The organism is Methylovulum psychrotolerans, assembly GCF_002209385.1.
Lineage (GTDB): Bacteria > Pseudomonadota > Gammaproteobacteria > Methylococcales > Methylomonadaceae > Methylovulum > Methylovulum psychrotolerans.
In genome coordinates, this window is the sequence record NZ_CP022129.1 from 1,930,318 (window position 1) to 1,949,223 (window position 18,906).

General features: G+C 49.8%; 18 protein-coding genes. 5 read left to right on the top strand and 13 right to left on the bottom strand.

The window, feature by feature from the left end:
- Positions 1 to 7: 7 nt before the first annotated feature.
- Positions 8 to 1,318, bottom strand: a complete 1,311-nt coding sequence (locus CEK71_RS08770; RefSeq protein ID WP_088619042.1) for a L,D-transpeptidase family protein — start codon at positions 1,316 to 1,318, stop codon at positions 8 to 10.
- A 271-nt stretch (positions 1,319 to 1,589) separates the two neighbouring features.
- Between CEK71_RS08770 and CEK71_RS08775 the strand changes: the two genes are divergently transcribed.
- From CEK71_RS08775 to CEK71_RS08785, 3 genes are all read left to right on the top strand, one after another.
- The gene (locus CEK71_RS08775; protein WP_198328515.1) at positions 1,590 to 2,996 is read left to right on the top strand and encodes an amino acid permease; all 1,407 of its coding nucleotides are present in this window, start codon (positions 1,590 to 1,592) and stop codon (positions 2,994 to 2,996) included.
- Between the two features lie 163 nt (positions 2,997 to 3,159).
- Positions 3,160 to 3,654: a hypothetical protein gene (locus tag CEK71_RS08780; protein WP_088619043.1), complete on the top strand. Its 495-nt coding sequence runs from the start codon at positions 3,160 to 3,162 to the stop codon at positions 3,652 to 3,654.
- Entirely contained in the window at positions 3,644 to 4,876 is a 1,233-nt protein-coding gene (locus CEK71_RS08785; protein ID WP_232463791.1) for a (Fe-S)-binding protein, read from the top strand. The genes CEK71_RS08780 and CEK71_RS08785 overlap by 11 nt, the downstream gene beginning before the upstream one ends.
- Here CEK71_RS08785 and CEK71_RS08790 read toward each other — a convergent pair.
- Positions 4,865 to 6,424: a fused MFS/spermidine synthase gene (locus CEK71_RS08790; protein WP_088619044.1), complete on the bottom strand. Its 1,560-nt coding sequence runs from the start codon at positions 6,422 to 6,424 to the stop codon at positions 4,865 to 4,867. The two genes, CEK71_RS08785 and CEK71_RS08790, sit on opposite strands and share 12 nt — an antisense overlap.
- Positions 6,425 to 6,646: 222 nt before the next feature.
- On the opposite strand from CEK71_RS08790, the gene CEK71_RS08795 reads away from it, so the two are divergent.
- Complete coding sequence (locus tag CEK71_RS08795; RefSeq protein WP_088619045.1) at positions 6,647 to 7,078, top strand: hypothetical protein; 432 nt, start codon at positions 6,647 to 6,649, stop codon at positions 7,076 to 7,078.
- 21 nt (positions 7,079 to 7,099) lie between these two features.
- Here the strand turns inward: CEK71_RS08795 and CEK71_RS08800 are convergent, their stop codons facing one another.
- From CEK71_RS08800 to CEK71_RS08845, 10 genes are all read right to left on the bottom strand, one after another.
- Positions 7,100 to 7,999 (bottom strand): FAD:protein FMN transferase, encoded by a 900-nt coding sequence (locus CEK71_RS08800; protein WP_088619046.1) that lies wholly within the window; start codon positions 7,997 to 7,999, stop codon positions 7,100 to 7,102.
- Between the two features lie 6 nt (positions 8,000 to 8,005).
- Positions 8,006 to 10,684, bottom strand: a complete 2,679-nt coding sequence (locus CEK71_RS08805; RefSeq protein ID WP_232463792.1) for a DUF3570 domain-containing protein — start codon at positions 10,682 to 10,684, stop codon at positions 8,006 to 8,008.
- Complete coding sequence (locus CEK71_RS08810) at positions 10,671 to 10,889, bottom strand: DUF4266 domain-containing protein (protein ID WP_232463793.1); 219 nt, start codon at positions 10,887 to 10,889, stop codon at positions 10,671 to 10,673. Before CEK71_RS08810 ends, CEK71_RS08805 begins: the two co-directional genes overlap by 14 nt.
- A gap of 15 nt (positions 10,890 to 10,904) precedes the next feature.
- A complete protein-coding gene (locus CEK71_RS08815; RefSeq protein WP_088619048.1) occupies positions 10,905 to 11,411 on the bottom strand; it encodes a TlpA disulfide reductase family protein in 507 nt (168 codons plus the stop codon).
- A gap of 42 nt (positions 11,412 to 11,453) precedes the next feature.
- Positions 11,454 to 11,900 (bottom strand): hypothetical protein, encoded by a 447-nt coding sequence (locus CEK71_RS08820; protein WP_088619049.1) that lies wholly within the window; start codon positions 11,898 to 11,900, stop codon positions 11,454 to 11,456.
- 40 nt (positions 11,901 to 11,940) lie between these two features.
- On the bottom strand, positions 11,941 to 12,387 hold the full coding sequence (locus CEK71_RS08825) for a hypothetical protein (protein WP_088619050.1): 447 nt from the start codon (positions 12,385 to 12,387) through the stop codon (positions 11,941 to 11,943).
- Positions 12,388 to 12,414: 27 nt separating this feature from the next.
- Positions 12,415 to 12,861: a hypothetical protein gene (locus CEK71_RS08830; RefSeq protein ID WP_088619051.1), complete on the bottom strand. Its 447-nt coding sequence runs from the start codon at positions 12,859 to 12,861 to the stop codon at positions 12,415 to 12,417.
- A 25-nt stretch (positions 12,862 to 12,886) separates the two neighbouring features.
- Complete coding sequence (locus tag CEK71_RS08835) at positions 12,887 to 13,324, bottom strand: hypothetical protein (RefSeq protein ID WP_088619052.1); 438 nt, start codon at positions 13,322 to 13,324, stop codon at positions 12,887 to 12,889.
- Between the two features lie 45 nt (positions 13,325 to 13,369).
- Positions 13,370 to 14,188 carry a HEAT repeat domain-containing protein gene (locus CEK71_RS08840; RefSeq protein WP_088619053.1) on the bottom strand — a complete coding sequence of 273 codons (819 nt, stop codon included), beginning with the start codon at positions 14,186 to 14,188 and terminating at the stop codon, positions 13,370 to 13,372.
- A 218-nt stretch (positions 14,189 to 14,406) separates the two neighbouring features.
- Complete coding sequence (locus CEK71_RS08845) at positions 14,407 to 15,327, bottom strand: hypothetical protein (RefSeq protein ID WP_088619054.1); 921 nt, start codon at positions 15,325 to 15,327, stop codon at positions 14,407 to 14,409.
- A 135-nt stretch (positions 15,328 to 15,462) separates the two neighbouring features.
- Between CEK71_RS08845 and CEK71_RS22495 the strand changes: the two genes are divergently transcribed.
- Positions 15,463 to 15,672, top strand: coding sequence for a hypothetical protein (locus tag CEK71_RS22495; protein WP_157679082.1), 210 nt, complete (start codon positions 15,463 to 15,465; stop codon positions 15,670 to 15,672).
- Positions 15,673 to 15,871: 199 nt separating this feature from the next.
- On the opposite strand, the gene secA is transcribed toward CEK71_RS22495, so the two are convergent.
- The gene (gene secA / locus CEK71_RS08850) at positions 15,872 to 18,592 is read right to left on the bottom strand and encodes a preprotein translocase subunit SecA (RefSeq protein ID WP_088619055.1); all 2,721 of its coding nucleotides are present in this window, start codon (positions 18,590 to 18,592) and stop codon (positions 15,872 to 15,874) included.
- Positions 18,593 to 18,906 lie beyond the last annotated feature (314 nt).

Genomic DNA, 18,906 nt, shown 5'->3' on the forward strand with positions numbered 1-18,906 from the left:
GCCAACATCAAGACCCGTGATGATAGCCGCCGGGTGAGCCTTTACGCGCTGGAGCCGGTTTAATAGCCGCTACTTTGGTGGCGGCTTTGGCTTTTGGCGCGGCCGCCACCGCTTTAGCCGGGGCTTTGCTGGAGCTGGCCTTAGCGGTGACGGTTTTGCCTTTTACCGATTTGGCGGCGACAGGCAGTGCGTCTATCGGTTTGCCTGCGGCCTTTTTCAGCACTTTTTTATCCGCTTTAGCCAACACGGGCTTGGCAAGATCGGGTTTAGCTTTTACAGGTAACGGCTTGGCGGGTGCGGAAAAAGCGGCTTTGACAGGTTTAACGGGCAAAATAGGTGCCGCTGTCGGCGGTACTGCTGGGGTGGCTTCTTCCAATGGCGGCAAACGTTCGTATAGGGCTACCGGATCGCCGTCCAATTTCGTCAAGGCTTCATTCAAGATGGTTTGGTCGAAATCGGGGATTTCATTGTTGTTGGCTTTTTGGATCAACTGCAAGGCCACCGCATAGCGTTGGTCTTGGGTCATCTCTTCGCCTTCCAAATCAGGGTGCGCTTCGATGTATAGGACGTTATCCAACCAGCCGACCTTAATTGGCTGTTTGACCATATAAACTGGCGTACCCACATCGACCGTTTTGTATAATTCCGCAATATCTTCCGGGTACATCCGTACACAGCCGTGGGTAATCTGCATCCCGATACCGTAAATTTTGTCGATGTCGGTACCGTGGATACGGTATTCGCCCGGTAAATTCAGATACAGCGCGAAAGCGCCCAGCGGATTATGTGGCCCGGCGGGGACAATTTCAGGCAAGGGATCACCATTAGCGGCATGTTCGCGGCGGATGGACTCCGGCGGATGCCAAACCGGGTCTTTAACCTTACGCGCAATGCTGGTTTTGCCTAACGGCGTTTTCCAGTCTTGCCGCCCGATACCATGGGCAAACGACATGACGACACCCGGCTGGTTAGGCGGATAATAGTACATGCGGTATTCGGAAATATTTAAGGTAATGCCTTCATGCGGGGTATCCGGCAAAATCCGTCGGTTAGAAACACGGACAATCTCACCTTTTTTAACACGCCAGCGGTCTACGTCTTGGTTTAATCTGACGATTTCCATCTGACCCAACAGAAATTGTCGGGCGACATCCAGCAGCGTTTCATCTTGTTCGGCGCGGGTCAACGGCATTCCATCAGGATATTGGGTAATGACCCGGTCACCAGGCGTCGGCGGCATGTTGTAGGTGGTTGCATAAGTATTGCCAACAGCGACGGAAAGCAATAACGTACTGGCAAAAAGTGTGCATATTTTCATCAAGATAGTTTCTCAAGTGGGTAAGTAAAGATAAACTCAGGCGGGTGGCGGAAGGAGCCTGGGTTGTTTTATAAAGGCGTGAAAAGCCGTTGAAAAGCGTTAGCTGATTGAAGGGCTTAAATTTTATCATGAGCTATCATATTTAACCATGCCCGTTCTGGCCGATAGGGCGGGTTTTCGCCACAAAATCAGCCTCAAAGCCATAAGGCAAAACAAACATTCATTTTGGTATGCGCTATAATCGCTTATCTTCAATTCAGGGAGCTTTCTCATGACACTGCAAATTTTCCGTACAAAAGAGGTTATTTCACACGAAGAGGCTGAACATGGGCTGAAGCGTTGCCTTTCCGCTTGGGATTTGGCGTTTTTGGGCATAGGGGCGATTATCGGTACGGGCATATTTGTGTTGACCGGCGTAGCGGCGGCGACGCAATCAGGGCCGGCTGTGGTTGTGTCGTTTATCATCGCAGGTTTTGCTTGTGCGTTTGCCGCCCTATCCTACGCCGAACTGTCCGCCGCCATCGGCGGTTGCGGCAGCGCTTACGGCTACAGCTATGTGGCGTTCGGCGAACTTTGGGCGTTTATTATCGGCTGGGATTTGTTGCTGGAATACAGCGTTTCGGTGGCAACCGTGGCGGTCGGTTGGTCGGGCTATTTTAACACCGCCCTCACCGCTATCGGCATACCGTTGCCCGATTTGCTGACCAAAGCCCCAAAAGACGGTGGTATGATCAACTTACCCGCATTTTTGATAATTTTATCGCTGATGGGGCTATTAATAGCGGGGGTAAAGCACAGTGCCAAAGCCAATAATGCCATGGTTTTTGTCAAGCTGATCACCATTACGGTATTTGTCGCGGTCGCCCTGTTCAATATCCACCCCGAAAACTGGCATCCGTTCATGCCGTTTGGCTGGTTCCAAACCCTGCCCGACGGTAAAACCACGGGGGTGTTGGCGGGTGCGTCCTTAGTCTTTTTTGCTTATGTCGGTTTTGATGCCGTCTCCACAGCATCTGAAGAAGCCCAACAACCGCAACGGGATTTACCGATTGGCATTGTTTCGTCGTTGGCGTTTTGCACCATCATCTACATTATTGTTGCCGGCTTACTGACCGGGGTCGTGCCATACACCGATCTGAATGTCCCTTCACCCGTTGCCCATGCGTTGCAGCAAATAGGGATCAATTGGGCTTCAGCACTGATTTCCACCGGTGTCATCGCGGGGCTGACCACGGTCATGCTGGTCTTGTATTACGGCCTGACCCGTATTGTTTTGGCGATGTCCCGCGACGGTTTGTTGTCTTCTTTATTCGATTACGTCCATCCCAGCACCCAAACTCCCGTACGCATTATTGTCGTCTGCGGTGTGGTCATGGCCATTATGGCAGGGCTAATGCCCTTGAACATCTTGGCGGAATTGGTCAATATCGGTACGTTGGCAGCGTTTGTGCTGGTTTGTTTAGGGGTGATTGTCTTACGCATCACCAAACCGGACATGCACCGCCCGTTCCGCGCCCCGTTCGGCTTTACCCTACCCGTATTGGGCATGATCTCCTGTTCGGCATTAATGGCTTTCTTACCCGCCATCACTTGGTTACGCTTTTTCGTCTGGTTAGTGCTGGGATTGATCGTTTATTTCACCTATTCGGCCCATAACAGCAAATTGGCTCAAAAATAACCTATAGCAACGGCATAGACATACAAACTGCCCATGCAAATGGGCGGTTTTCAGGCAGTGAACCAAACTTTAAGAAAACAAGCGCTAATCTTAGCGCCGCCCTTCACCCAAGCCCTGCCGAATTTGCTATCATAGAAGCTTTTTTACCGTTACAGGAATCACTATGCAGCCTCCTTTTGACCCCCAACGCTTACAAGCAGACATTAGGATGCCGTGGCTAAGCGTGGCGGCGGCGGTGCTTGTGTCAATCGCCTTGGTGCTGGTCTGCCAACATTTCGGCGACAGCATCCAACAACCCTTACCCGATACGACCCGTGAATGGTTAAGGACGGCCCTTTACGCCACCGCCATTGTCACCTTCCCTTTTACCAACCTGCTCCGGCACATCCAATTGCGCCTGAACCAAACCATGCCCTGCCCTTCAGACGCTTACCCGGCAACCGCTAAGCGGCGCTATTGGGTAACTGTTACAGTGTCTATGGCGTTGATACAAAGTCCGGTCATCTATGGCTTTGTCATGTTCTATTTCGGCGACCCGGTCAATACCCTGACCATTTTTACCCTGATGTCGGCCTTGGGCTTTTATCTGTACCGCCCAAAACCACAAGAGTACCAAGCACTGATGACGGCACTGGCCAGACAACACCATGATGAATGAGTTATTAAGCGATGCGGATTTGTGCGTTAAATGCGGCCTCTGTTTACCCCATTGCCCTACCTATACCCACACTCAAAATGAAAACGAATCACCGCGCGGACGGATTGCCTTAATCCAAGCGTGGGCAGGACATAAGCTACCCGGCTCGGAAGCCTTATTTGCGCATATTGATAACTGCTTGTTATGCCGTGCTTGTGAACGGGCTTGCCCCGCCGTCGTACCCTATAGCCGCTTGATCGACAATTTCCGTAGCCACAGTCACAGCCACCGTTCGGTACGCGTGGCACTGCTAAAAAAAGTCGCGCATAACCAAAAAACCCGCCGTTGGGCGCAAACTGCTTTGCGCGTTTATCAAAGCAGCCACTTACAACAAACCGTCCGGCGGCTAAATTTGCCGAAACTATTGCGTTTACAGTCGTTAGAACGCCTGTTGCCTAGCCATTCTGAGCCGATTAGTCCCATTAACAGCTATTATCCGGCCACTGCCCCCGAACAAGGCCAAGTCGGCCTGTTTGTCGGCTGTTTGGGCGAATGGCTGGATCAGGAAACCGTCCACGCCGCCATTACCGTCCTGACCGCCGCCGGATTTGCCGTACACATCCCTACTACCCAAGCCTGTTGCGGCGCGTTGGCTTTGCACGATGGCGATTCAACCACCGCCCGCCACTTGGCGGCAACCAATATCGGCAGTTTTAGCGGTTTAACGCTGACGGCCATTGTCAGTATCGCCAGCGGTTGCGGTAGCCAATTACGCGACTATAACAATGCCGGGTTTGCGGGCAAAGTCATGGACATCAGCCATTTTTTAAGCCAATTCGGTGCTGCGCTAACGCCGCGCTTAAAGCCCCTGCCCAAAGCCGTTTGTCTGCATAGCCCTTGCTCGTTAAAAAACAGCCTGCGTACTGACCAAAGTGTGGTTAACTTATTGCAGAAAATCCCCGACTTAAATCTTGTCCCCTTACCCGACAGCGTACAGTGTTGCGGTTCGGCGGGCAGTTATCTGCTCGACCATCCGCAAATGGCCCAGACTTTATTAACTGCTGTCTTAGATCAAGCTTTAGCGCAACCGCCGGACATCTTGGTCAGCTCAAATATCGGCTGTGCCTTACATATAGCAGCGGGCTTGCGGGAACGGGGATTTACGTTGGAAGTCGTGCATCCAGTGGTATTGCTTGCGCGACAATTGACAGCACTAGGGCTGGAGGAGGATTTAACGGATTAACAGTTCAGGCCCAAACCAATCAACAATCACATGCCGGTAATGCTCGGCTTTGGCGGTTTGCAAATGCTCTAAAGGATTCAGGTTATCGGTCAATAACACGCCGTTGCGGTTATCGACCGGAAACACCCGCTCTTTCAGCCAAGCCGATTGGCTGGCTAACAAGGCTTTAGCATCCAAATCAATCGGCTGCTTTTTGGTCGCCAAAAAGATGAAGTCGTTAAAATCGCGGCCCGGCTCGGAGATAAACACCGACTGCTGGGGGAAGACCTCGGCCAAGGTTTTGGAGACGGCGGCTAAAGTATTGCTATGCTCGCCTTGGGCAAAGGCGACAAAATTTAACGCCAAAATGCCTTGCTCGGCCAATAAGCCGTTTAACTGCGCCAAGGTCTCCACCGTCAATAAATGCGCGGGTTCCGAGCCGCCCGTAAAGCAATCATGGATAATCAGATCATAAGGCCCGGTCAGATGGCGGATTTCATAGCGGGCATCCCCGACAATCGCCTTACCTGTCGGCTGAAAGCCAAAATAATCACTGGCGGCTTGCGCCACCGCAGGGTCGATTTCCAACGTATCGGTGATGATACCGTAACGGTCATGCAGGACTTTTGCCATGTGCCCTGCCCCCAGCCCAATAATCAGGGCGCGGGTCATTTTCTTCTCGGTCAAGGCCGGGATCAGGCCGACAATTTCCTGATAACTGAGACGGCTTTGCCCGTCACTGATACTGGACGCGCCAATGGTTGAGGCATCAGCCGTCAATAAGCGCAAATCCCGCGCTTTTTGGTCAATCACCCGCACCCAACCGTATAAGCTTTCTTGCTCAGATTGGATCTGGAATTGGTTGCTGCCCGTATAGCTATGCCCCGCCCCTATCACTTTCGGCAACATCGCCAAACTGATGACGGCAAGCACAAGGCTGGGCAGGATAGCGGTCGGCACTTGCAGTTTTTTCTGCTCATACACGGCAATCGCCAACGCCAGCACCAACAATAAAATCCCCGTACCGATAAGGATTTGCCGCGACCCGAGCAAAGGGAACAAAAAGAAGCCCAGCACTAACGTCCCAACCACACTGCCTAAGGTACTGACCGCATACATAGAGCCGACGCTGTTACCCACCCCCTCCAATTGCGCCGTCGCCAACTTAATCGCAAAGGGGCCGACCATGCCTAATAAGGTCAAGCTGGGGGAAAACAAGATTAATGCGCTGACAAACGCCCCGCCCCGCAAACCCAGCGGATCGGTGGCTAACAAGACCGTCCGCGTCAATAAAGGGATTAACAAGGTACAAATCGCCGCCAGGGCGATAATCAACGACAGCCCGGTACGTTTTGACGTATCCGCCCAGCGTCCGCCAAGATAATAGCCAATAGACAGCGCGATCATCGTCACCGAAATCAGTGACGACCAAACATAGAGGCTAGCCCCATAAAATGGCGCGATCATCCGTGTGCCTAGCAGTTCGATCACCATGACCGACGCGCCGGTAATGAACACAGTAAGAAATAAGCCCGTCCGATGGAAAAGCTGGGTTGTGGTGTGGGTCATGGTCAATCTGCCAGATAGATATTTTGCTATGGATAAAGGAAGGAAGCCCGGCAACCCTGCAAAAACAGTCGCCACCACACATTTTTTGCAGGGTTATCACACAAAGGCTAAAATAAGGAACAACTAACTAATTGATAATATTTGTCTTTTAATTTAAAAAACTGGCTTGCTATTTGCTATGCCTCTTTTATAGCATTTAACCGTCACCCACAAGGAAACGACATGGCTGATTTCAGCACCGCCAATGACATTAATAGGCTCGCTATGGATTACGATAAACTGCTGATGCTGTTTAATACGTTTGCCCAGCGCGTCACCGCCCAAGAAAAACGCTTAGGCATACATTGCACACCGCCGCCTTACCTTGCTTATGGCGAATTCATTATTAAACTGGCCGGACACACCTTGCATTTCACGCTGGCCAGCTATATTAATGGCGGCGGCAAATTAGCCGGAAAAATCAGCTGCTACCAAGCACACAACTATCCCCAGCCGACGAAAGTAAAAATCGGCGCTTTTGCGTTTAACACCCAAGGCAACGCCGACTTAAGCGCTATCGACACTAACAGTCGGGCTCTTAACCTCACCGAAGAAGCGGACACACTGGCGTTAATTATGCCATTTTTGGTAAAAAGCCTTGCCGAATCGGATTAGCCGAACGGACTAAGGGCTTAACTACCCTGCCAACAACGACCCGCCTGCATTGCCTTCAACATCAAACCAGTAATGCGGCAACCCCAAGGCCGCCAACCAAGCAGGGCCTTGGTCTTCTTTAAGCATGGCGATGGTGGCGGCACTGCCGCCAATAACACAAAACTCGCTCACCACACTGACCGCCGCCAAATGCCGGACTGGCCAGCCTGTTTTCGGGTTGAGGATATGGCCATAACGGATACCGTCAATCATCACGCAGCGCTCATAATCGCCGCTACTGGCTAACGCCCCCTGATGCAGGGATAAGGTGTCGAGCAAGGCATCTTGCTGGCGCGGATGGCGGATACCGATACGCCAAGGCGTGCCGTCAGCACGCGGGCCAATGATTTTAATGTCGCCACCCAAATTGACGACCCCATGGCGTATACCCTGCACCGTACACAGGGCCGCCGCGCGGTCAACGGCATATTCTTTGACAATACCGCCAAAATCAAGCTCCATACCCGGCACGGTAAAAGTCAATATCGGCTTGTGCCAACGGATATGATGCCAGCCGATATGTGCCAGCAACCCGGCGATAGCCTGTTCTTCGGGCAACTTACCCGTATCAAAACGCCACGCTTTGCGTAACAGCCCTGAACTGATATCGAACAAGCCATCGCTTTGCTGATAACAGGTTGCCGCATAATCCAGCAAACCCGCCGTTTCGGGGTCGACTTCGATACTGCCGCCGCTGGCCGCAACCCGATTAATGGCGGACAAAAAGCTATCGGGGCGGTAGCGCGAATAGCGGGCTTCCAAGCGGGCTATATCGGCAATCGCGCTATCGGCAACCTGTTTGGCCTGGGCTTGGGTCTTGGCGAAGAGCTGAATGTCGCAAGGCGTACCCATCGCCTTGAAGCCGCACTGATAAAATGCCATGCGCCGTTAAAACATCACACTCCACGTCGCCGATAATGTCCCTTCCCTTTCCAATTGGTAGCCATTGACATCGTCTTGCACCGGTTGTAGCCATTCCACGCCGATATTATTGCCTTTTAACGTACCCGCCGGTACGGTGTAGTTAAGGCCAAAACCGACATCCCAATAACGGCCACCGTAACTGCTAGGATAATCCATAGGCCCGGAACTATAATTGATTTTAGAACCCGGATTGACATTTTTGACCACAACGCCGTCAATCACGCCAGCAACCGAATTAAACCGCCCATCAATCTGCTGTTGTACCGTATAAAGCCCGCGTACCGATGCGGATAAGGCATGCGTTAAGCTATAACTGCCCCACGCTGTCGTTTGAAACATATCACCCAGCGCGTAACCGGCATCATTATGGTTTTGCAGGCGCGTGACCGCGCTAAATTGCCCGCCCCAAGACCAATCGTCCCACTGGCCGGTATATGTCAGACTGGGCTTAAAATCCCAAGTGCCGCTGCCCAACTGCATCCCATAATGCAGATAGCCAGAATCTTTACCGTGCATACGGCGGAGCATAATATCGGTATCGCCTGTGGGCGCACTTAAGCCTAACGTGGCATGGAAATGGTGGTTGCCGTTATCAAACAGCTTGAACAGCGCGTACATCCCCGTATCGCCGATGCCGCCCGTACGGTGACCACCATGTAAATGATCTTGGGTAGGGTTAAAGCGAAGGCCTTGCAGATTCCGCATGTCCATATCCATATCCATAAACTGCGGCATCAGCATCACGTTCAACCAATTGGTAGGCGCGTACATAATGTCAAGCATGTGCATACCCATATCCATATAGGCTGGGGTAACCCGGCAGGTGTGGGTGTAACCTTGCGTACAGCCCTGGCTCTGGATTTGGCTGTCGCTGGCCACGCCAGTGCCATGCAGCGTATCGCCCGCTTGACGGCTATACATATAACGGTAGCCGACCATCACATCGTTGGTTTTATGGAGCATGTGGCCAAACATAATCCCCGCCGGGGCATGGCTATCGTGATGTTCGCCATGATGGGCATGGCTACTGGAGCTACTGCCGCCGCCGCTGTTCAACGCCTCCAAATTGACATTTATGGAGCCATTGACTAAATAATAATTGAAATCGTTGTAGCTGCCGTCACTACCGCCACCGCCTAACCTTAAGGTGCTGGCATGGGTATAGTATTCAAACCCTGCCTCCAAGCTAATAGCTTTAGAGAGCTTTTTATTAATGGTCACACCACCGCTTAAAGCCCCATAAGCCGCTAGCCGCTGGTCACTGGAAAAATTGCTGGGCAATTTTTTAGGATCGTAATATTGTGCCGAATAAGAGCCGTCTGGATTTTGTACTGATTTATAATAACTTTGTTTAGAAATCAGATAAGGGGAGTAAAAGCTAGCCGCATCTTGGCTGTAATAGCGGATTTTAGGGATTACTGTCCAAGTCGAAGCAATAGGCTGTACCCAATCGGCCTCAAACGTGTGGGCATTAATGCCCCAATCGTCATGAAAGAACCGATAATCCAGATGCAGAGCCGCATCGGCAAAACCGATATGCTGAATATAGCGGCTCTCCAACGTCAGTTGGTTGCGTTCTTCAGGCCGTTGCTCCAAAAACGCCCTGACATCGCCAACAATGCTTTGGGGATGGTTGGGGTCATTGCCTATTGTTGTCGGATCGGCAAACACCACCGTCATCACCTTATAAGGGTTGGCCATATAACCTGTGCTATGGGTATAGCCGACATTACCTGTAACCAGTGCGTTTTTGCTAAGTATCTGCGTTAACCCCAAACTGCCCGCCCAATCTTGACGGTTCCCATTTAAGGTTGTTAATCCCGAACTCAGGCTAAGCTGTGAAGCGTAAGCCGAGGTGTTAATATAAGGGACTGCGTCATGATCTAAAATAGCCGACGTATCACTATTGGTATAACTTAATCCTAAGTCCAGCGTCGTTAATTTTTGGTTAAAATCCAAGCGTCCGCCCAGATTAGCAAAACGCGACTCATAGTCATGTTCTATTGATAGGCCACCACCGACACTAATAGCCGCCTCATCCCATTCGTAACCCAACTTGAAATCGCCTTGTTTGCGGGTTTCTGGAGAAGCCATTGCCAAAACATCGACAGCTCTGGTGGTTTTATAAGCAATTTTATCGTTTGCCCCTAAAATTATCGGTACAAACCTAGGGCTTATCAGCATACTAGAATTTACAAGATAGGGCGAAGCACCGACAACAACAGATTTTCCAGATGCGGTATCTTTGGTAATGGGGTTATTGCCGTTAGCCGCCAAAGGTGAGGTGGTAATAGGCGTAGCGCCCGACCAAGTATCTTGGACATAATTAAACGCAAATTTTATCCGATCCGACAAGCTAATCCGCGCTTTGCCAAACACACTATCGACTTCGATAGGATGTAAGGTGCTCTTCGCCCCAGACAAATTACGCTTGCCTTCTTCATAATGGCTGTACTGGAAATCGACCTCGTCGTCTTCCGCCGCCCCTGCCGTCATCGGCAACATTAAGCCCGGCAGTGCCAACGCCGCCACTGTCAACGCTTGTAACGCAGGGCTTGGGGCTGTCGGCAGCTTATCTTTGGATTCTGCCGCGAAGCCGCCCAAAAAACGCCCAATAGCTTTAAAATGTTTAGTAACAGCCACAACCACCCCCGCTTGCCGACGTGCTGGCCGCTGCCGCTTCACGGCTACCATGGGTATGTTCGCTTAACTGCGTTTGCATAGGCGTAGGCTCCACCGCCATAGACGCTTTAGCCAACGTACCGCGTTGCCAAGGCGCTACAGGTGAGCAAGCGCATAAGGCCAAAGCCACTATTATCACCATACCCCGCATTAGTTTACTGTCCATCAACCCCTAGCCCCATTAATGCTCGGCGAGCAATTTAATAACCAACTGTTTTAGTTCTTCGGCTTCGCCCGCCTTAAAGCCCAGATGAATATGCCGGATAACACCTTTGCGGTCAATCAAATAAGACGACGGCATGGCTTGCACAGAAAATAGCGGGGCGCACAGCCCCTGGGGGTCGGCGGCAATGGTAAAATTGGCGGGATATTTAGCCAGAAAACCTTGGGCATCAGCGGGGGTTTCATCCAAGTTAACCCCAACAATCTGCAAACCTTGGCTTTTTAATTCGCTGTTCAGGCTATTCAAAAACGGGAACGACTTGGCGCACGGCCCACACCAAGAAGCCCAAAAATCCACATACAACACCTGCCCCCGCCATTGCTTTAAAGACAGGGGATTATGGTCGGCAAACGCGCCGAGTTGGCAATCTGGAGAAGTGTCGCCCTGCCCGGCAGCAATAGCCTCTTGTCCAAAAAGGCTTGTGAACACTAAACAACACAGCAGGGCTTTAATACGCTTATTCATTTGTTATTATTATTTTGCAGGACTGCATAATTATCATTCAATTTACTGATTTATTATATATATATAATCGGCACTTAAAACACGATTATTAACTGTATAGCAGTAAAATTGCACTTCATACGCTACAGAAGCTGAGCCTATTTTATTAACAGCCATAAGATAATCACCAGACCCTCCTTTAACCCTCGCCCATGGACTATAAATAGCATCACCGTTAACAGAATCAGTAGCATTAAATATTGCATTATTCTTAGAAACTTGGATACTAATTATTGGCGTTCCTGCCGTAGAAACTCCCTTTACAGCGGCATCAAAATGATCCGTAATATCACTTCCATCGTCATGACAAAAAACTAAATAGTAATCTATTGCTGTAGCAACGCCTAATGAAGCACCACTTATTTGATGACCAAAGGCTACATTCGCTTGTCCTATAAAAGCCAAAAATGGCGTTATAACCAAAGCATTCTTTAAAGATATTTTTTTCATAAAATTTTTAAATTAGCTATATTAAAGATATGGATAAGCGCTATTGGTTCTGCACCGTAACGATAGATGTATCCGTAGTTGCACCCGCACTATTTTGACAATTATATTTTAATGTATAATTTTCTACACCAGCAGATGTTTTATCTATTATTACCTGATAAATACCGTTTCCGCCTTGCACAATGGCAGCAGAGCTATAAACAGTGTCACCATCATTAGTATCATAGGTATTTTTACCTAAGGCACCTTTAATAACCTGAATACTTATAATTGGTGCCGCTACAGGAGCCACGTCAGCAAGCGCAACATTAAGCTTATAAGTATCTCCAAAAGAGTTTGTGCCACAGGTAATCCGATAATAATCCGTTGCGCTACTTGCATTCCCTAACGCTCCATTTAAACTTGCGGCCATAGTTAAATTGGTTTGAGCGAAAAAAGCACATAGCAACAAAGTATTAAAAAATGTTTTTTCTATCTTATTTCTCATAAAAATCCTTTAATTTCATCTAAGTGATCACTGGTTTTGCGCCGTAGCAATGGCGACACCTGTCGCTTTGCCCGCACTATTTAAGCAGGCATAGGTCAGTGCGTAGTTTTCTGCACCTGCCCCGGCTTTATTAACCCTGACATCGTATACGCCATTGCCGCCTTTGACAATTGCCGCCGGACTGAGGGTGGTATCGGCATTTACCGCATCGGTGGTGTTTTTCGCCAAAATACCTTTAATGACCTGGACGCTCATCAGCGGTGAGGTGACTGGGGCTAAATTACGCACCGTCACTTTCAGATTATCCGTAACCCCGTTAGTATTGCTTGCGCAAGTGACACGATAAAAATCTATCGCTCCGGCGGCACTGCCCAGCGCACCGTTTAAGTTAACAGCAAATGATGCGGGAGTGTACAGACAAAAGCCTAACAACAGGCTGCTTGCCAAGGTCTTTGTTAAGATGCTTGTGTTCATAAAATATCCTCGTGCTTAACTGGCGTTACTGGTTAATGAGCTGAAAAATATCAGTGCCGTTATGTTGCTGGTCACTGGTTTGGCAATGATACTGCAACGAGTAATTCGCCACGCCTGCCCCCGTTTTATCTACGGACAGATAAAAAAAGCCATCCGTACCCGGTTGATAAATGCCCGGACTATAAGTGGCATTACCATTAACCGCATCAGTAGTATTGGTCGCGGTATTATCACGGATCGCTTGGACGCTGACCTTAGGGGTGTTGGTGGATTTGTTTATGACAGCCACATAGAGATGGGCGGTAGGGCCGCTGCCATCATCGTAACAATGTACCTGATAGTAATCGACCGCCGTGGCGGCTGAGCCTAAAGAACCGGCAATATCATGGGCGCTTGCCATTTTGGCCTGCCCTAAGGCGGTAAATGCTGCCACAGCAGCTAACAACAGCGTGGTTTTTTTCATTATGTTTCCTCGTGGGTTAATTGTCTCATCAGATACACGGGCATTTTATTGGGAAGCTAAGGTTTCTAACTTACTTGCCGCCGCAGCGCGTACCGCCTCATCACTATCATCTAGTGCTTGTTGTAATAAAGCCTGATGATTATCGGCACTATCGACCACCATCAAACGTACTGAAACGTCACTGTCCTGTAAGGCCGTCGCCAGCCCGTCCGCCGCTTCGGCATCATCGTATTTAGCCAAAGCGAACACCGCTTGCGCCCTGACTTCAGCAGATTGGTCGGCTAAGGCGGCCGCCACGGTTTTGCGGATAGCCGGATCATTTTTCGCTGGCTGTACGGCCAGCGTGGCAATAGCATTGGCACGGCTTTCAGGGTCATTAGCCTGTGCTTGGGTAAGCAGTTTGCCAGTATCTATCGCCGCCAACATTTGCATCATCGGGCTACTGTCTGGTTTTTGTTCAGCCACTGGCGGCAATATCTGTATACCATCATGGCTATCGGTATCGCCATACGTCCTAACCACCCAGACTTCTTCAAGCACTTGGGCGCGTTTAGCCACAGGGCCTACCTGTCCGTAACGGAAAACCAAGTCGGCTTTCGCTTCCAGCAGACAGTCAAAAAGTTGTTTCGCATCGGCAACGTTACACGTTGCGGTCACAGAATTTTGCGGCTCATCGGCAATATGGATGACGATGCCCGTTGTGTCGGCAATCGCCTTAAGCACCTCGGTCAGAGGCTTGTGCGCGACCGCCAGTTCAAAGTGCGGGGGCATAGCTTGGCTGACATGAAAATTAATGGCGTTATCATTCGCCGAAACTAGCGAAGAAGCCAATAAGCCGCCGCAGATTGCTATTATTTTATTCATAAACTTATGAATGCCTACCGCCCTTGAAAATAAAAAACCACGGGCCCGAAAACCCGTGGTTAAAATCCTTACACTATAGCAGTTTTTAGAAAAAAATTCGCCCTTCCAGCTTGTCGACGGCGTTGCACCCTCTGCCTGAACGAATAATTTACTGCCCGAAGGCTCGGACAACACACCGGAAAACCTAAGCTAGGGTCGGCGTGAGCTTATGCTGAGAATTAATTAGTAGAAGGCCAGAATACTTTAGGTGCGCCAGTTGGTGCAGGGCCAAATGGAATTGGCAGGTTAGCATCAATATCCGCATCCGCAGGCTCGATGGCTAAGTTATAACCGGCACCGCAACCTGCTGGCAGCGGGTTAGTAGTCAAATTACGCGCAATAGTCATAGTCGGCCAGTAGAATTTACCGGCAGTCATATCGGCTTGGTTATAAGGCATCACGAATGAATCATTGAATTTGGTGGTCATGTGGCCAATCCAAATATCGGCTCTGGCAGGGTCGGCGTTATTGCCTTTGCCGTTTAAACACCAGTTAGCCGTTGCCACCCGCACTTTCAGGCTGATGGCGCAAGAAGTCGGTTTAAAAGCAATCGGCCCGACTCTGAATGGTGCCAAAGAACTGGAACTGGTGACTGATTGATAAATAGGTGCGGAGGCATAAGGTTTTGGGCCGTTGTGGCTGGCAAAACCTCTGTTAATGACAGTACCGGCAGCGTTTGTACCAATTTTAGCAATAAAATTAGGGAACAGGTTAGGCTGAACCAGACCCAAACCTAAGTTAGTGAAGCCCACGCCTGCAACAGAACCGACGATGTCATTTGACAAACCAACCGAAGGGTCAACCGTGGCAAGAACCGCACCTGTTGTAGGGTCTAATTGGGTAATGACCGCCATAGTCGGATCGGGTGAGTTTGGAAACAGCGCTGAAGCACCGATAATATCAAGGCGGGTAGTCGGAGTGCCTTCAGCTACGGCATTGGTGGCGCAACCGTGGCTAATATTGACGGCATTGTAAGACACCAGGCCTTCTTGGACGACATCACGGATACCCGTATGTGCCGATACGCTTTGTGCAGCCATAGCAACTAAAGCCGTTGCCGATACTAGAGCCAGTTGTTTTGCCAAATCATGTTTTTTCATCAAGTCCTCCTGCGGACATTTATTAGTATATTAGAAAAGCAAATAAGAAAGGCGGCGACGCATTTTTTATTCACAATTACAATAAAGCACTATGTATGCCAACAGAAAATTGATTATCGCAAATAACATAACAAATTGAAAACAAATGATATAATAATAAAAAGCTCGCTTTCGGTAGGGTATGCCCATAAAAATAAAGTGGTAATGCGTTGGCTAAAACCCATTGATGGACAGCATAAATCTAAACTGGAAGCTGAAAAAATGTGGCATATCACACACTTTTTTGGCAACGCCCCTTATCCATACCTTGATTTACAAGCCCCAATAAAAAAAATAGGGATATGACACATAAAACTGCGTTAAATAACACAGTTTAATTAAGCGTATGGAGCCGCTTAGCAGGGCTGTCAAAATATCCGGTCAACGTCGCCCCCCCCCAATCTGAACTCCATAAAAAAGCCGTAAACGCTGAATTCGCGTTTACGGCTTTCAATAACAGCTCAGGGGGCTTGGTTTACACCAAAACCCACGCCTGCTGGTCTACTTAGCTGATCTTGCCATGGCATTGCTTATATTTTTGCCCAGACCCGCAAGGGCAAGGATCGTTACGGCCTATGCTAGGGTCAATGCCGGCCAGCAACTGCTCGCCGTTATTCTCATCCATTTCCCATTGCGCGGCGGCATCATCGCCATCAAACATCGGGACTTGAGCATGTTCAAATTGCATGGTCTTAGGGACATACTGCATCTGCTCGTCAAGCACTTCAACATCACGGTCTTGCCTTAGCTGAATCTTAAACAAGATAGTGACCACCTCGTGCTTAATATGTTCAAGCAGGCTGTTAAACATTTCAAAGGCTTCGCGCTTATACTCCTGTTTAGGGTCTTTTTGCGCATAACCCCTAAAATGGATGCCTTGGCGCAAATAGTCCATCGCCGCCAAATGTTCTTTCCAATTGCTGTCCAACACCTGCAACATGATGGTTTTTTCAATATGCTGCATAATATCCAAGCCAATATTCTGCGCCTTGTCCTGGTGGTTTTGTTCCAGTATTTCGACAATTTTCTTGCGCAAAGACGTTTCCTGCAAAGAATGGTCGTCATCCAGCATTTTTCGGATCGGGATCTGGACATCAAACTCTTGCTGGATGTGAGTTTCCAAGTCTTCAACCAGCCACTGTTCCGCCATGGTTTTGGGCAGGATATACTCGGAAATGGCATGGTTGACGACATCTTCGCGGATGGCGGTGATGATGTCGGAAATTTCCGTCGCCGCCATAATTTCGTTACGCTGCGCGTAAATGACCTTACGTTGGTCATTGGCAACGTCATCATAAGCCAAAATTTCTTTGCGGATATCAAAGTTACGGCCTTCGACCTTGCGCTGGGCGTTTTCAATCGAGCGCGTCACCCAAGGATGTTCAATGGCTTCGCCGTTGCCCATACCCAGTTTCTGCATCAGCCCGGCCACCCGTTCCGAGGCAAAAATACGCATCAGATCGTCTTGCAGCGACAGATAAAAGCGGGTCGAACCCGGATCGCCCTGACGGCCTGACCGCCCGCGTAACTGGTTATCGATACGCCGCGATTCATGGCGCTCAGACCCGACCACATGCAGGCCACCGCTGGCGATGACCGCATTATGGCGCTCTTCCCAAGCGGCCCGGACGGCGGCTTTTTGCGCTTCGCTGGCCTCAGGGCCTAAGGCTTTCAATTCCGCCTCAAGATTACCCCCCAAAACAATATCGGTACCGCGCCCGGCCATATTGGTGGCGATAGTGACCGCAAAGGGTTGCCCGGCCTGCTCAATGATATGCGCTTCCCGCTCATGTTGTTTGGCGTTCAGCACTTCATGCTTAATGCCTTGCTGTATCAACAGCGACGACAGCAGTTCGGAGTTTTCGATAGACGTGGTGCCGACCAAAACAGGCTGGCCCCGGCTGACGCATTCCTTAATGTCATCGGCAACCGCCCGGTATTTTTCCTCAGCGGTCAAAAAGATCACGTCGCCCAAGTCGCGGCGTATCATTGGGCGATGGGTAGGGATAACCACCACTTCCAAACCATAAATTTTATTCAGCTCGAAGGCTTCGGTGTCGGCGGTGCCGGTCATGCCCGACAGTTTTTCATACAGCCGGAAATAATTTTGGAACGTGATGGAGGCGAGCGTTTGGTTTTCATTTTGGATGGTGACACGCTCTTTCGCTTCAATCGCCTGATGCAAACCTTCCGACCAACGCCGTCCTGGCATAACTCGGCCAGTAAATTCGTCAACAATAACCACTTCGTCGTTGGCGACAATATAATCGACATCACGCTTAAACAGGATATGCGCCCGCAACGAGGCGTTCAGGTAGTGCATAAGGCGGATATTGGTGGCATCGTACAGGCTGGTACCGCCGATCATCAGGCCGTGTTCGACCATCAACTCTTCGATACGCTCATGGCCTTGCTCGGTCAAATGGATTTGCCGGGTTTTTTCATCCACCGTGTAGTCGCCGTGCGGGCTATCTTTTTCCTGTGCTTTCAGGTACGGGATAATATCGTTAGCTTTGATGTAGATTTCGGTGCTGTCTTCGGTAGGGCCGGAGATAATCAACGGCGTTCTGGCTTCGTCAATCAGAATGGAGTCGACTTCGTCAACAATGCCGAAATACAGATCACGCTGGACTTTTTGGTCCAAGTTAAAGGCCATATTATCGCGCAGATAATCAAAACCGAATTCGTTGTTAGTCCCGTAAGTAATGTCGCAAGCATACGCTTTGCGGCGGCTTACCTGATCCATTTGCCCCAAAATCACACCCGTGGTCAAGCCCAGAAAAGCGTACAGCTTGCCCATGTTTTCGGCATCGCGCTTGGCCAGGTAATCGTTGACGGTCACAACATGGACACCCCGCCCAGGTAAGGCGTTCAGATAGGCGGCAAGCGTAGCCATAAGGGTTTTACCTTCGCCGGTCTTCATTTCGGCAATCCTGCCGTCGTTCAAGACCATGCCGCCGATCAATTGCACATCAAAATGGCGCATACCGAACACCCGTTTGGAGGCTTCGCGGACGGCTGCAAACGCTTCAGGAATGAGGTTATCCAAGGTCTCGCCTGTTGCCAAACGGTCGCGGAATTCTTGGGTTTTGGCGGTGAGTTCGGTATCCGACAGCTTTTCATAGTCCGAATCTAAAGCATTGATCTTTTTGACCAGCTTTTTCTTTTTATTTATTAGCCTGTCGTTACGGCTCCCTACAACAAGTTTAACTAGCTTACCGAGCATGTGTTTTTCCGGTGTGAAAGTGGTAAATGGTTCAATCAAAGCCCCCGATTATATACCCTCTAGCGTATTAGTTACAGCGAAAACGCCCGATTGTTATATTCATCAGATGCTTGTGCTTGGGTCAAATAACGGTATTTATGGACGATAAGCCGCTAACTGTAGGAAATTGGCTTATAATTGGCTAGGCGGGGCTGCGTTTTCGGCAGTGCCCAAACCCCTAACCGCCTGAAGAAAACCCATCTGGATGATGGCAATAACAATTATAAAACCGTCCCGCTGTCCATTGCGGGGCGCACCGTCCACCCTAACGGATA